The sequence below is a fragment of the Kitasatospora sp. NPDC059577 genome, from assembly GCF_042735475.1.
In the GTDB taxonomy this organism is placed as follows: domain Bacteria; phylum Actinomycetota; class Actinomycetes; order Streptomycetales; family Streptomycetaceae; genus Kitasatospora.
In genome coordinates this window covers 23,845-37,768 of record NZ_JBHWBZ010000060.1, presented here as the reverse complement: position 1 = coordinate 37,768, position 13,924 = coordinate 23,845, and the positions used below count along the sequence as shown (strand labels likewise).

15 protein-coding genes and 1 riboswitch are annotated in these 13,924 nt (G+C 72.7%); of the genes, 11 read left to right on the top strand and 4 right to left on the bottom strand.

What is annotated here, in order from left to right:
• The first annotated feature begins 133 nt into the window (after positions 1-133).
• The gene (locus tag ACFV0O_RS33385; protein ID WP_380347494.1) at positions 134-721 is read left to right on the top strand and encodes a CGNR zinc finger domain-containing protein; all 588 of its coding nucleotides are present in this window, start codon (positions 134-136) and stop codon (positions 719-721) included.
• Between the two features lie 58 nt (positions 722-779).
• Here ACFV0O_RS33385 and sodX read toward each other — a convergent pair whose 3' ends face one another.
• Positions 780-1,142, bottom strand: a complete 363-nt coding sequence (gene sodX / locus ACFV0O_RS33380; protein ID WP_380347511.1) for a nickel-type superoxide dismutase maturation protease — start codon at positions 1,140-1,142, stop codon at positions 780-782.
• A gap of 258 nt (positions 1,143-1,400) precedes the next feature.
• On the opposite strand from sodX, the gene sodN reads away from it, so the two are divergent.
• From sodN to ACFV0O_RS33340, 8 genes are all read left to right on the top strand, one after another.
• A complete protein-coding gene (gene sodN / locus ACFV0O_RS33375) occupies positions 1,401-1,796 on the top strand; it encodes a superoxide dismutase, Ni (RefSeq protein ID WP_350628137.1) in 396 nt (131 codons plus the stop codon).
• An 87-nt stretch (positions 1,797-1,883) separates the two neighbouring features.
• Positions 1,884-2,032, top strand: a riboswitch (cobalamin riboswitch).
• Positions 2,033-2,124: 92 nt separating this feature from the next.
• The gene (locus ACFV0O_RS33370) at positions 2,125-3,204 is read left to right on the top strand and encodes a FecCD family ABC transporter permease (protein WP_380347493.1); all 1,080 of its coding nucleotides are present in this window, start codon (positions 2,125-2,127) and stop codon (positions 3,202-3,204) included.
• Positions 3,201-4,112 carry an ABC transporter ATP-binding protein gene (locus ACFV0O_RS33365; RefSeq protein ID WP_380347492.1) on the top strand — a complete coding sequence of 304 codons (912 nt, stop codon included), beginning with the start codon at positions 3,201-3,203 and terminating at the stop codon, positions 4,110-4,112. Before ACFV0O_RS33370 ends, ACFV0O_RS33365 begins: the two co-directional genes overlap by 4 nt.
• Before the next feature lie 18 nt (positions 4,113-4,130).
• Positions 4,131-5,123: an ABC transporter substrate-binding protein gene (locus tag ACFV0O_RS33360; RefSeq protein WP_380347491.1), complete on the top strand. Its 993-nt coding sequence runs from the start codon at positions 4,131-4,133 to the stop codon at positions 5,121-5,123.
• 88 nt (positions 5,124-5,211) lie between these two features.
• Positions 5,212-5,595 carry a nuclear transport factor 2 family protein gene (locus ACFV0O_RS33355; protein WP_380347490.1) on the top strand — a complete coding sequence of 128 codons (384 nt, stop codon included), beginning with the start codon at positions 5,212-5,214 and terminating at the stop codon, positions 5,593-5,595.
• A gap of 10 nt (positions 5,596-5,605) precedes the next feature.
• Positions 5,606-6,079, top strand: coding sequence for a GNAT family N-acetyltransferase (locus ACFV0O_RS33350; protein ID WP_380347489.1), 474 nt, complete (start codon positions 5,606-5,608; stop codon positions 6,077-6,079).
• A 193-nt stretch (positions 6,080-6,272) separates the two neighbouring features.
• Positions 6,273-6,683, top strand: a complete 411-nt coding sequence (locus ACFV0O_RS33345) for an anti-sigma regulatory factor (protein WP_360259417.1) — start codon at positions 6,273-6,275, stop codon at positions 6,681-6,683.
• Between the two features lie 183 nt (positions 6,684-6,866).
• Entirely contained in the window at positions 6,867-7,874 is a 1,008-nt protein-coding gene (locus ACFV0O_RS33340; RefSeq protein ID WP_380347488.1) for an RNA polymerase sigma factor SigF, read from the top strand.
• Positions 7,875-7,931: 57 nt separating this feature from the next.
• Here the strand turns inward: ACFV0O_RS33340 and ACFV0O_RS33335 are convergent, their stop codons facing one another.
• Positions 7,932-8,360 (bottom strand): hypothetical protein, encoded by a 429-nt coding sequence (locus tag ACFV0O_RS33335; RefSeq protein WP_380347487.1) that lies wholly within the window; start codon positions 8,358-8,360, stop codon positions 7,932-7,934.
• Positions 8,361-8,410: 50 nt separating this feature from the next.
• Between ACFV0O_RS33335 and ACFV0O_RS33330 the strand changes: the two genes are divergently transcribed.
• Positions 8,411-9,382 carry a diacylglycerol kinase family protein gene (locus tag ACFV0O_RS33330; protein WP_360259424.1) on the top strand — a complete coding sequence of 324 codons (972 nt, stop codon included), beginning with the start codon at positions 8,411-8,413 and terminating at the stop codon, positions 9,380-9,382.
• A gap of 366 nt (positions 9,383-9,748) precedes the next feature.
• A complete protein-coding gene (locus ACFV0O_RS33325) occupies positions 9,749-10,000 on the top strand; it encodes a WhiB family transcriptional regulator (protein WP_014138019.1) in 252 nt (83 codons plus the stop codon).
• Positions 10,001-10,590: 590 nt separating this feature from the next.
• Here ACFV0O_RS33325 and ACFV0O_RS33320 read toward each other — a convergent pair.
• Positions 10,591-12,111 carry a PAS domain-containing sensor histidine kinase gene (locus ACFV0O_RS33320; RefSeq protein WP_360259426.1) on the bottom strand — a complete coding sequence of 507 codons (1,521 nt, stop codon included), beginning with the start codon at positions 12,109-12,111 and terminating at the stop codon, positions 10,591-10,593.
• Positions 12,112-12,598: 487 nt separating this feature from the next.
• Positions 12,599-13,684, bottom strand: a complete 1,086-nt coding sequence (locus ACFV0O_RS33315) for an SIS domain-containing protein (protein ID WP_380347486.1) — start codon at positions 13,682-13,684, stop codon at positions 12,599-12,601.
• Positions 13,685-13,924: the final 240 nt, after the last annotated feature.

Sequence of the window (13,924 nt, the reverse complement as noted above, 5' to 3'; positions counted from 1 at the left end):
GTGTCTTTTGGTTATACGCCCCCGCGGCAGGCAGCTCCTGCCGGGCGCCGATGCTCGCCCGAGTCGTTGGGGCGCCGCACGGGTAATAGGCTGGAAGCAGTCAGCCCGTTACCGATTTTCTGGAAGGACCGCCGTGGAGCTCGCCTCGTACGCCGATCTCGCCGTTCGACTGGTGAACACCGAGGAGCCCGAGCGCGGCACCGACACGCTGACCTCCGTGGACGCGGTGCGCGCCCTGTTCTCCGACTCGTCGCGGGCCGCCGCGCTCGCCGACGAGTCCGACCTGCCCCGGCTGCGGGCGGTGCGGACCCGGCTGCGCGGGGTCTTCGAAGCCGCCGCCGAAGGGGACGAGACCCGGGGGGTCGACCTGCTGAACAGCCTGCTGATGGAGTACCCCGTCAGCCCGCTGATCTCCGGGCACGACCACCTGGACGACGCCGGACGGCCGCGCTGGCACCTGCACCTGGCCGACAACTCGCCGACCGCCACCGCGCACTTCAGCGCGGTCGCCTGCATGGGCCTGGCCGTCCACCTCACCGAGTTGGGCGCCGACCGGCTGGGCATCTGCCAGGCCGCGCCCTGCCGCAACGCCTACCTGGACACCTCGACCAACCGCTCCCGGCGCTACTGCTCGGACCGCTGCGCGACCCGGGCCAACGTGGCCGCCTACCGGGCCCGCAAGCGCCAGGAGGCGGAGGCCGCACTGGGCGGCGGGGCGTAACCGGGCGGCGGGGCGTAACCGGGCGACGGGGCGCAACCGGGCGGGCGGCCGCCCGGGATCAGACCTCCTCCACCCAGACGCCGAGGCGCCGGGCCAGGCCCGGCACCCGGGCCAGCCGCGGGGAGAGCAGCAGCCGCTCCAGCCGGCGGCCCGGCGCCAGCCAGGCCGGGCTCGGGCGCAGCCGCAGCAGCACCCGGCCGAGCACCAGGTCGTCCGGGACCGCGCCGTAGCTGCGGCTGTCGCTGTCCACCGGGCGGTTGTCCGACAGCAGCCACCAGCCCCCGGACCGGCGCTCGGCGGCCCGCTTCACCACCAGCAGGTCCTGCTGGAAGGGGTGCCGGAAGAGCACCACGGCCCCCGGCCGGATCGGCGCGCCGTAGCGGACCAGCAGCCGGTCGCCCTCGTGCAGGGTCGGGACCATCGACCGGCCCGCCACGTCGACCAGCCCCAACGGCAGCGCGCCGCCCCGGTCCCGTCCCCCCGGTTCCGTGCTCCGTGCCACGACTCCTCCTCCCGCGCCGCCGGCCCCCAGTCTGCCGTACGGAGCGTCACCTGTTCGATGTCCGGAATACCCCGGTTCCGGGTCCGCCTTTTGCCCTAGGCCCACCGCCCGATCGCGAAACCACGAGGGCGGAAGGGTAATCTCGGGCGCGGGAAGACGATCTAAGGAAGGACTCCCATGTTCTCTCGTCTGTTTGCACCGCGTGCCACCGCTCACGCCCACTGTGACCTGCCCTGTGGCGTGTACGACCCGGCGCAGGCCCGGATCGAGGCCGAGTCCGTCAAGGCCACCCAGGAGAAGTACCAGGCCAACGAGGACCCGCACTTCCGGGCCCGCGCCGTCATCATCAAGGAGCAGCGCGCCGAGGCCGTCAAGCACCACATCTCGGTGCTGTGGAGCGACTACTTCAAGGCCCCGCACTTCGAGAAGTACCCGCAGCTGCACCAGCTGATCAACGACACCCTGAAGGCCGCCTCGGCCGCCAAGGCGTCCACCGACCCGGCCACCGGCCAGGCCCTGCTGGACCTGATCGCCGAGGTCGACAAGATCTTCTGGGAGACCAAGCAGGCCTGAGCCTGACGCGTCGCCACCCGACCGCCCCCGTCCGCACCGCCGGACGGGGGCGGTCGTGCGTCCACGCCCGGACCGACCCGGTAAGGGTTGCCTGCCCTAAGTGGCTGTTATGCTGCCAGGGCGTCCGAGGGGGAAGTCCGGTGTGAATCCGGCGCTGACCCGCAACGGTGAGCACGGCCCGCACCAGCGGTGCGGCCGCGCCAGCCCGATCGCCCCCGGTCGCTGACCTCCCGACAACTCGCCGCGGACTGCGAGGGGAACGGCGCCCCGGCACGCCCGCGGCCCGCGCCCGCCCCGGCACACCCGCGGCCCGAGGCAAGGCGCACCCGTGAACCGCGCACCCACGACCCGTGCGGTCGGCCCACCCGTCCGCCGAATACCCGCCGTCCCGCTCGCCGTCGGCCTCGCCGCCGCGCTGCTGCTCTCACTGGTCTGCGGGGTGGCGTTCGGGTCCTCCGGCATCGCACTGCCCCGCGTGCTGCGGCTGCTGACCGCCGGTCTGACGGGCGGTCGGCTGGACGCCGACGAGGCGGCCGCGTACGCGATCGTCTGGGAGATCCGGCTGCCCCGCACCGTGCTGGCCGCCGTGGTCGGCGCCGGACTCGCCGCGACCGGCGTCGCCGTCCAGGCGCTGGTGCGCAACGCGCTCGCCGACCCGTTCGTCCTCGGCATCTCCTCCGGCGCGGCCGTCGGCGCCAACGCCGTCCTGCTGTTCGGCGCCTTCGCCTCGCTCGGGGCGTGGGCGGTCTCCGCCTCCGCCTTCGGCTCCGCGCTGGTCGCGATGGCGCTGGTCTACCTCGCCGCCCGCACCGCGTACGGGCTCACCCCGCTGCGACTGGTGCTCACCGGCACGGCGCTCTCCTACGGATTCTCCGCCGCCACCACCCTGATGGTCTTCGCCGCGGACCGCGGCGAAGCCGCCCGGGACGCCATGATGTGGCTGCTCGGCAGCCTCGGCGGCGCCACCTGGGGCTCGGTGCCGATCGCCGGCTGCACCGTGCTGGCCGGGCTGACCTACCTCGGCTGCGCCGCCGGCCGGCTCGACGGGCTCGCCATGGGGGACGAGACCTCCGCCTCGCTCGGCGTGGACCCGGACCGGCTGCGGCGCGAGCTGTTCGTGGTGACCGCCGCCGTCACCGGCACGGTGGTCGCGGTCAGCGGGGCGATCGGCTTCGTCGGACTGCTGGTGCCGCACCTGGCACGGATGCTGGTCGGCGCCGCGCACCGCCGGGTGCTGCTGGTCGCACCGCTCGCCGGCGCGCTGCTGCTGGTCTGGGTGGACATCGCCTCCCGCACCCTGCTGGCGCCCGCCGAACTGCCCGTGGGGGTGTTCACCGCCGTGCTCGGCGTGCCCGCCTTCCTGCTGATGATGCGCCGGCGCGGCCACGCCTTCGGAGGCCGACGGTGACCGACTCGAACGGGGTGCCCCGGATGCCCGATCCCGCCCATCCCGCCGGCCCCGCCGACCCGACCGGGACCGCCGGCCGGACGGAGACCGCCGGCCGGGCGCGGGCCCAGGACCTCGCCGTCGACGCCGTCTCGGTGGAACTGGCCGGCACCCGGCTGGTCCACGAGGTGAGCCTGGCGGCGGCCGCCGGGCAGGTGGTCGGCCTCGTCGGCCCGAACGGCAGCGGCAAGTCGACCTTGCTGCGCTGCGTCTACCGGGTGCTGAAGCCGGCCGGCGGCGCCGTCCGGCTGGACGGCGACGACCTGTACGCGCTCTCCGCGCGCGAGACCGCCCGACGGGTGGCCGCGCTGACCCAGGAGCACTCCACCGAGTTCGACTTCACCGTCGCCGAGGTGGTCGCCATGGGCCGGCTGCCGCACCGGCGCGGCTTCGGCGCCCCGACCGACGCGGACCGGGAGCGCTGCGCCGGGGCCCTGCGCAGGGTCCGGGCGGACCACCTCGCCGAACGGGGCTTCCTGAGCCTGTCCGGGGGCGAGAAGCAGCGGGTGCTGTTCGCCCGCGCGCTGGTCCAGGAGCCGCGCCTGCTGGTGCTCGACGAGCCCACCAACCACCTGGACATCGCCCACCAGTTGGAGGTCCTGGCGCTGGCCCGCGAGGCCGGACCGACGGTGCTCACCGCGCTGCACGACCTCAACCTGGCGGCGGGCCACTGCGACCTGCTGTACGTGCTGCGGGCCGGCCGGATCGTCGCCTCCGGGCCGCCCGGCGAGGTGCTCACGCCCGCCCTGCTGGCCGGGGTGTTCGGCGTCCGGGCGACCCCGGTCCGGCATCCGGAGACCGGCGCCGTCCAGCTGCTGTTCGACCGCCCCGACCGCTCCGACCGCTCCGACCGCTCCCCCGGAGCCTGAACCACCGAAGGAACCACCGTGCGCACCAAGGCCGTTGCCACCACCGCCCTGCTCGCCCTCGGGCTCACCGCCTGCGGCGCGCAGATCGCCCCGAAGGAGGCCGCCACCGGCTCCGCCCACTACCCGGTGACCGTCGAGAACTGCGGCGACAAGCTGACCTTCGCGCAGAAGCCGGCCCGGGCGGTCACCAACGACGTCAACATCACCGAGCTGATGCTCTCCCTCGGCCTCGCCGACCGGATGGCCGGCTACGTCATGCCCGACGACAAGGGCAAGGTCGACCGGGTGCCCTGGAAGGACGGCTACCAGCAGACCGCGTGGCTCTCCAAGAAGACGCTCACCAAGGAGATCGCCCTGGACGCACGGGCCGACCTGGTCCTGGCCGGCTGGCACTACGGCTTCGACGAGGGCAGCGGCGTCACCCCGCAGGCGTTCAAGGCCCTCGGCGTCGACTCGTACGTGCTCAGCGAGTCCTGCCGCAGCGGCAGGGGCGGCGAGCGCGGCGTGATGGACCCGCTGGACGCGCTCTACACCGACCTGGCCAACCTCGGCGAGATCTTCGACGTCAAGGACCGCGCCGACCGGCTGATCGCCGACTCCAGGGCCCGGATCGCCGCCGTCCCGCAGCCCGAGCGCCGCCCGTCCGTCTTCCTGTACGACAGCGGGCAGGACAAGCCGTACACCGCCGGGAAGTTCGCCGCCGCGCACCGGATCATCGCGAACGCCGGCGGGACCAACATCATGGGCGACCTCGCCGACACCTGGGTCACCGCCGGCTGGGAGAGCGTGGTGCAGCGCGACCCCGAGGTGATCGTGATCAACGACTACGCGACCCCGGACGCCGAGGAGAAGCGGAGGTTCCTCAAGTCCTTCCCGCCGCTGGCCGGCGTCTCCGCGATCAGGAACGACCGGATCTTCGTCCTGGACTACGTCGACCTGGTGGAGAGCCCGCGCAACCCGGCCGCGATCGAGGCCCTCGCCGACTACCTGCGCACCGTGCCGGCCCGCTGACGGTCGGGACCAACCGCTCCTCCGGCCGGCGGCGCCGGGCGTACGCTCGGAGTACGAGCCGACGGACCCCGACCGGAGGAGCGAGATCATGACCACCATGGCGGCCCCCGCCGCCTTCGACACCCGCGCGCTGCGCGAGGGCATCGAGCGCTGCGACGCCGAGGCCCTGCTGGCGCTCTACGCGGAGGACGCCGAACTGCGCATGGTCGACCGCAAGACCCAGCCCAGCCACCCCCTGGTGATGCACGGGCGGGAGGAGATCGGCGCCATGCTGGGCGACATCTACGGTCGCGAGATGACCCACAAGCTGGAGCAGGTGGTCGTCCAGGACGACCACGTCGCCTTCCTGGAGTCCTGCCGCTACCCGGACGGAGTCCGGGTCCTGATGGCCTCGATGGCCGACCTGCGGGACGGGCGGATCGTCGACCAGACCTCCATCCAGGCCTGGGACGAGACGGGGCCCGAGCAGTAGGCTCGCAGACATGATCCGCACCGCCGTCGCCACCGACGTTCCCGTCATCCACGCCATGATCCGTGAACTCGCGGAGTACGAGAAGGCCCCGCACGAGGCGGTGGCCACCGAGGAGCAGCTGCACGGGGCGCTGTTCGGCGCCGAGCCCGCGGTGTTCGGCCTGATCGCCGAGGACGCGGCCGGCCGGCCGGTCGGTTTCGCGCTCTGGTTCCGCAACTTCTCGACCTGGCGCGGCACCCACGGGATCTACCTGGAGGACCTGTACGTCCGACCGGAGGCCCGCGGCGGCGGCCACGGCAAGGCGCTGCTGCTGGAGCTCGCCCGGATCGCCGTGGAGCGCGGCTACTCCCGGGTGGAGTGGTCGGTGCTGGACTGGAACCAGCCCTCGATCGACTTCTACAAGTCGATCGGCGCGGTGCCGATGGACGAGTGGACCGTGTACCGGCTCACCGACGAGGCCCTCGCCGCCGCCGGCAGCCGCTGAGCGGACCGGAGGAGTCCGGGAAAGGGTCTGCCACCCTGCGTCGCAATGCCTTACCATCAGTAACTCCCGAACCGGGATGCGGTAGGGCAGAGCGATGGCGGATCCGTAATCCCGGTGCCCCCTTTGAGGGGCGGCAAGCAGGGGTAACAAGCGGGGTACCAAGCAAGCAAGGCGCGTCACCCAGGAGGCAAGGGTGTCCCAGATCGACAGCGATCTCGGTGTTCAGGATTTCGTGGAGGTCCGGCTCCCCGCAGCGGGGGCCTACCTCTCCGTGCTGCGAACAGCGACGGCCGGGTTGGCGGCCCGGTTGGACTTCACCCTCGACGAGATCGAGGACCTGCGGATCGCGGTCGACGAGGCCTGCGCCATCCTGCTCCAGCAGGCGGTGCCGGGCTCCGTCCTGTCCTGCGAGTTCCGCCTGGTCGGCGACTCGCTCAAGGTCACCGTCTCCGCCCCGACCACGGACGGCAAGGCCCCCGAGCGGGACACCTTCGCCTGGACCGTGCTCTCCGCGCTGGCCGGCGAGGTCGACTCCTCGGTCGCCGAGGACAAGACCGTGTCGATCAGCCTGCACAAGAAGCGCGGCGGTTCCACCGCCCACTGACCGGGCGGCCGAACGCACGTCACGGATGTGCAGCACCGAGCAGCACCCGCGCAAGGGCCGTCCGCCGCACCCCCTCCGGGGCCGGCGGGCGGCTCCCGGTACCGCCCCCGGGGCGGTACGACCAACGAGACGATTCCGGGGCCGCCGGCCCCGGTGCTCCCGGAACGGAACGGGGGAATGGCCGTGAGTGATCTGGACCGTACCGGCCTCGCGACGGCGGGACCTGCCGTACCGACCCAGGCGAGCGTTCCCGGCCTCGCCGCCAACGACGAAGCGCACCCGAAGGACGCCCACCGGATGAGCCACCCGACCGAGCCGACGTCCGAGCCGACGCCCGACTCCGTACCCCCGCCGGACCGGGCGGACCGGGCGGAGGAGACGGCCGAGGCGGAGCTGCACGGCGCCGTGCCCACCCAGGGCGCGCACCGCAGCGGCGCCCCGGACCGGGAGGCCGCCCGCGCGCTGTTCGTCCGCCTGTCGGCGCTGCCCGAGGGCTCGCCGGAGCGGGTCGAGCTGCGCAACCAGCTGGTGCGGATGCACATCCCGCTGGTCGAGCACCTGGCCCGGCGCTTCCGCAACCGGGGCGAGCCGCTGGACGACCTCACCCAGGTCGCCACCATCGGACTGATCAAGTCGGTGGACCGCTTCGACCACGAGCGCGGGGTCGAGTTCTCCACCTACGCGACGCCGACCATCGTCGGCGAGATCAAGCGGCACTTCCGCGACAAGGGCTGGGCGGTGCGCGTCCCGCGCCGCCTGCAGGAGCTGCGGCTGTCGCTCACCACGGCGACCAGCGAGCTCTCCCAGCGGCACGGCCGCTCCCCCACGGTGCACGAGCTGGCCGAGCACCTGGGGATCTCCGAGGAGGACGTCCTGGAGGGCCTGGAGTCCGCCAACGCGTACTCCACGCTGTCCCTGGACGTGCCGGACAGCGACGACGAGTCGCCGGCCGTCGCGGACACCCTGGGCGCCACCGACGAGGCGCTGGAGGGCGTCGAGTACCGCGAGTCGCTGAAGCCGCTGCTGGCCCAACTGCCGCCCCGGGAGCAGAAGATCCTGGTGCTGCGGTTCTTCCGGAACATGACCCAGTCGCAGATCGCCGCCGAGGTGGGGATCTCCCAGATGCACGTGTCCCGGCTGCTCGCCCGGACGCTGGCCCAGCTGCGGGAGAAGCTCCTGGTGGAGGAGTAGGACTGACGGCCGCTCAGCTCAGCCGGGCGGCCGTCGGACCCCGGCGGTCCTGCGCGCTCAGTCCTCGGACGGGGCGTACAGGACCGCCGTCGACTTCGGGGTCAGCAGCGAACCGATGCCCACCAGCCCGAGCAGGCCGACCAGCACGCCGACGGCGATCATCGCCCCGCCGCTCTGGACCATGTAGTAGGCGACCGGCAGGCAGATCGAGTTGGTCAGCACCGCCGGGCTGCGGCCCCAGCGGCGCTCCTTCAGCAGCGCGCCGGCGGCCAGGACCGGCAGCACGCCGAGCAGCACGATGACCGCGCCGCCGAACTCGTTCAGGGCGAGCTGCTTGGACTGGCCGGACAGCGCGGCCACCATGTCCCAGACGCCGACGACGGCCAGCGCGGCGCCCTCCAGGGCGGTGATGGCGGCGCCCAGGGTCAGGGACGCCGGACGGCCGGAGCCGGCCGCGGGTGCGGGTGCGGAGGTTTCTGCGGTCACTCCAGCAGGGTAGCCGCCGGTTGGTGCGTACCGACCCGTAGGCTTTCCCCATGCGCGCTCTCCTGGTCGTGAACCACAAGGCCACCACCACCAGTGGCCGGACCAGGGACGTCCTGATCCACGCCCTGCGCAGCGATCTCAAGCTCGACGTGGCCGAGACGCAGTACCGGGGCCACGCGCGCGACCTGGCCCGCCAGGCGGCGGAGGACGGCACGGTCGACCTGGTGGTGGCGCTGGGCGGCGACGGCACCGTCAACGAGGTGGTGAACGGGCTGCTGGCGCACGGCCCGGGCGACAAGGTCCCGCGACTGGCCGTGGTGCCGGGCGGTTCGACCAACGTGTTCGCCCGCGCGCTCGGCCTGCCCAACGACCCGGTGGAGGCCACCGGCGCGCTGTTGCACGCGCTGGAGCGCAAGCAGGAGCGCCCGATCGGGCTCGGCAAGGCGATGACCGAGGGGCTGCCGGACCGCTGGTTCACCTTCACCGCCGGCCTGGGCTTCGACGCCGGGGTGGTCGGCCGGGTCGAGGAGCAGCGCCGGACCGGGCGCAAGTCCACCCACGCCCTCTACGTCCGCGAGGCGGTCCGGCACTACTTCACCCAGCGTGAGCAGCGCCGCTCGGGCCCGGTCTCCCTTGAGGTTCCGGGCCGCGAGGCCGTTCCGGGCCTGGTCCTGTCGATAGTCAGCAACACCTCGCCGTGGACGTTCCTCGGCAACCGCCCGGTCTACCCCTCACCGCTCGCCTCCTTCGACACGGACCTCGACGTCTTCGGGATCACCCGGATGACGGCGTTCGGTACTGCTCGAACGATCCGTCAGATCCTGCGGTCGCACGGGCCTTCGGGCGACGGGACGCCGCCCGCCGGCCCGTCCGGGAAGCACGTCGTCTCCTATCACGACGTCAGACACTTCACCTTGGTTTCAGAGGAACCGGCCCCGTTCCAGGTCGACGGCGACCATCTTGGAGACAGGAGTCGCGTCAGTTTCACAGGCGTACGGCGGGCACTGCGTGTGATTGTGTGACCGGAAAGGGGGTTCGCCCTTCTTCTCGAACGCACAAGCCCCCTTCACTCCATAGAAGTACTGGCTGTGAGCTAGGCGACACCGAAGAATCAAAAATTCCTCCCCGAAGGGGGTTGTATCCGAGCCCGAGGTTTGCGAACCTCTACATGGCGATCGGGACACATCGCAGCGACGGCAACTCCGGAACCACGGAGCGCCGACCGCGGAGTGCCCCTCGAATCGCCGAATCCCCCCTAGCGCAGACCACCCGGGCCCGGTAGGCCTTTGGTCTCTTTTGCTGTTGCGGGATTCGTGAAAGCGTTCACATTCACAAGCCATCGATTGTGCCGTCGGGCCACCCCCGTCGGCAGGAGGAGTTGGACGACCATGGACTGGCGCCACCGCGCTGTCTGCCGCGAAGAGGACCCGGAGCTGTTCTTCCCGATCGGGAACACCGGTCCTGCTCTGCTGCAGATCGAGGAAGCCAAGGCCGTGTGCCGCCGTTGTCCGGTCATGGAGCAGTGCCTCCAGTGGGCTCTGGAGACCGGCCAGGACGCCGGCGTCTGGGGCGGCATGAGCGAGGACGAGCGTCGTGCGATGAAGCGCCGCGCTGCCCGCAACCGCGCCCGCACCGCCTGATCGCGCTGATCACACGGCGTAGCACCAGCAGTGACCGCAGTACCGATCAACAACCGATCAACACATGATCAAAGGCTTCCCTGCACCTCCTGGTGAAGCCTTCCGCACAAAGGACCTTGCTCCGCTCGGTCCCGCGACACCGGACCCGTCCAGCCACTTGATACTGTTCACTTAGAGCAATATCGTGGAGCTGAGGCGCTCACCGTGTGCAACGCACCGGCGAGGTGTCGCACCACCCAGAGCCCCCGTTCCGGCCGACTCCCCCCGACGGCCGGAACGGGTTGAGAGGCCCTGTCGACCCACCCCCCCCCGGTCGACAGGGCCTCGTTTCTGTTTCCGCGCCCTGCTGCCGCGTTCCGCCGCCGCGCCGCGCCGTCTCCCGCCGCGCCTCGGCACACTCCGCCGCACCCCGCTGCGCTGCCTCCCACGCGCCGGCCGCGCCCCCCTGCTTCCACGTTCGGCCTCGGTCGCGTCAGGCGCATGGAGTGTTCACCCAGCGCTTCCGCCGAACGCGCGCCCCTGCCGCGCGCCCTCGCGCAACGAATTCTCAGCAGAATCTCAGAGCGGACCGGAGCTCAGCGAACCGGAACTCAGCGGACCGGGATCTCCAGGACCACCTTCGTACCGCCGTTCGGGCCGGCCACCATGTCGAAGGTGCCGCCGAGCTCCCCGGTGGCCAGTGTCCGGACGATCTGGAGCCCGAGGTTCCCCGCCGTCTGCGGGTCGAACCCCTCCGGCATGCCGCGGCCGTCGTCCTGCACCGTGATCAGCAGGTACTCCTCCGGGCGGGCGCCGCCGTTCCAGCTGTCCGACCAGCCCATTCCCGTCGCCGGGGCCCGGCCGCGCAGCGCGCTGATCTCCAGGTTCCCGGAGGCCGTCGGGCCGAACGCGTGTTCCAGGGCGTTCTGCAGCAGCTCGGTCAGCACCATCGACAGCGGGGTGGCCACCTCGGCGGACAGGATGCCGAAGCTGCCGCTGCGGCGGGTCGCCACCCGCCCGTCCTGGGACAGCTCCATCGCCATCGCCAGCACCCGGTCGGCGATCTCGTCGAAGGCGACCTGCTCGTCCAGCGCCTGGGAGAGCGTCTCGTGCACGATCGCGATCGAGCCGACCCGGCGCACCGCCTCGTCGAGCGCGGCCCGCCCGGACTCCGACTCCATCCGGCGCGACTGCAGCCGCAGCAGGGCCGCGACGGTCTGCAGGTTGTTCTTCACCCGGTGGTGGATCTCCCGGATGGTGGCGTCCTTCGTCATCAGCTCGCGGTCGCGGCGGCGCAGCTCGGTGACGTCGCGGCAGAGCACCAGCGAGCCGGTCAGGGTGCCCTTGGGCTTGAGCGGGATCGCCCGGACGGTCACCACTCCCCCCTGCGCCTCCACCTCGGTCTGCCGGGGCGCCCAGCCGCTGGCCACCTTCACCAGCGCCTCGTGGACGGCGGCCCGCGACGGCGGGGCGAGGTCCGCGGTGGTGCGGCCGAGGTGGCTGCCGACCAGGTCGGTGGTGAGGCCCAGGCGGTGGTAGGCGGAGAGCGCGTTGGGGCTGGCGTAGGTGACGACACCGTCCGCGTCCAGGCGGATCAGGCCGTCGCCGACCCGGGGGGCGGCGTCCATGTCGACCTGCTCGATGCCCGGGAAGGGGAAGCTGCCGGCCGCGATCATCTGGGCCAGGTCCGAGGCGCTCTGCAGGTAGGTGAGCTCCAGCCGGCTGGGGGTGCGGACGGTCAGCAGGTTGGTGTTGCGGGCGATCACCCCGAGCACCTTGCCCTCGCGCCGGACCGGGATCGACTCGACCCGGACCGGGACCTCCTCGCGCCACTCCGGGTCGCCCTCGCGCACGATCCGGCCCTCGTCGAAGGCGGCGTCCAGCAGCGGGCGGCGGCCGCGCGGGACGAGGTGGCCGACCATGTCGTCCTGGTAGGAGGTCGGCCCGGTGTTGGGTCGCATCTGCGCCACGGAGACGTAGCGGATGCCGTCCCAGGTGGGGATCCACAGCACCAGGTCGGCGAAGGAGAGGTCGGAGAGCAGCTGCCACTCCGAGACCAGCATGTGGAGCCATTCCACGTCGGCCCCGGTGAGGGTGGTGTGGCGGCGGACGAGTTCGTTCAACGAGGGCACATGGCGAGGGTATCGCCGCCGGTCCGGGCGGGGCGCGGCGGACCGACGGGCGGACCGGCGGGGGGTGCGGTCGGGGGGCGGCGGGGGGTGCGGTCGGGAGCCGCGGGGGCGCTTCCGGGCACGGACCGGTCGCCGGGAGTTGTTTAGACCAATTTTTTCGAGAGACCTGGACAACCGAGATTGGTCTAGTCCACAATGAAAGGGCACCAAGGAGAGGCCCCCGCGCAACTGCCCTGACCGCGCGCGGCCTTTCCTCGGTCGGACGCCGCCGAACGAGGACCCCGCACAGTCCTTGATCGCCCCGGTGCCCGACGACAGCTCCGGGCTGCGGTGCCGCATGGGTTGAGGGTCCCGTGTCGGCGCCGTGGCCCGTAGTGCTTCCCGGCCCCGCCCGGCCCCCCGACCATCGCGCGCCGCTCACAGGACCGGCCCCCGTCCACAGGCTGTGGACGGGGGCCGGTCCGCGTCCGGGCCGCAGACGACCGGGCTACCGCGTCTCGGTGACCTTGGCCAGCGCGCGCGGGGCGTCCGGGTCCTGACCGCGGGCGATGGTGACCTCGTACGCCAACTGCTGCAACGGCAGGATCTCCAGGATCGGCTGCACCTCCTCGGGCACGCCGGCCGGCAGCGCGAAGCCCGCCGAGGCGGCCTCCACCTGTGCCCGCTGGCCGATCACCACCAGGTCCGCGCCGCGGCCGCGCAGCCGGTCCAGGACGGGCTGCAGGGCCTCGCCGCCCTTGCCGTCCGGGACGATCGCGATAACCGGCGAGACGTTGTCCACCATGGCCAGCGGACCGTGCAGCAGGTCCGCGCCGGAGAACGGGCTGGCCGGGATGTAGGTGGTCTCCATCAGCTTCAGCGCCGCCTCCCGGGCGGTCGGGTAGCCGTAGCCGCGCGAGGTGATGACCAGGCGCTGGGCGAAGCGGTAGCGCTCGGCCAGCGCCCGCACCTCGGCCTGCCGGGACAGCACGCCCGCGGCCAGGGCCGGCAGGTCCTCCGCCGCCGAGCCTCCCCCGGCCTTCGGCAGGGGGCGCCCCCATGCCGCCGCGAGGCCCTCGACCAGCAGGTAGAGCGCGAGCAGTTCGGCGGTGTAGGTCTTGGTGGCGGGCAGCGCCTTCTCCGGGCCGGCCAGCACGTCGATGTGGAACTCGGAGACCTCGGCCAGCGGCGAGGCGGCGTTGTTGGTGACCGCGAGGGTGATCGCACCGGCCTCGCGGGCGGCCTTGGTCGAGGCCACCAGGTCCGGCGAGCCGCCGGACTGGCTGACGGTGATCGCCAGGACGTCGGTGAGGTCCTGCGTGGCGCCGTACGCGGTCGTGGTCGACATCGAGGTCAGGCCGGCCGGCTTGCCGAGCAGGATCTCGATCAGGTACTTGGCGTACAGCGCGGCGTTGTCGGACGTGCCGCGTGCGGTGAGCAGGACGAAGCGCGGCTTGCGGGCGGCGATCTCCGCCGCGATCCCGCGGATCTTCGGGGCACCCTCGTCGAGGATGCGCCGCAGGACGGCCGGCTGCTCGGCCATCTCCGCCGCCATGATCCGGCCGGGGACGGAAACAGTCTGCGGGTCGGACATCTGGGTCTGCCTCCGATGAGATGGTTCGACCCCGCCCGGGCGGCTGCCCGACGGGGACCTCTACGGCGGCGAGTCCGCACACTCGCTGCGGTTCCTTCGTGCCCCGCAATCCTACGGGCGCGCCCCGGCCGGAGCACCTCCGTCCGGCCCGGGCGCGGCGGCGGGGGGCGGGGGGCGGGGGGGCGGGGGGGGCCCCGCGGCCCGGGCGGGGGCGGGCGGCGGGGGGGGGGGGGGCGCGGC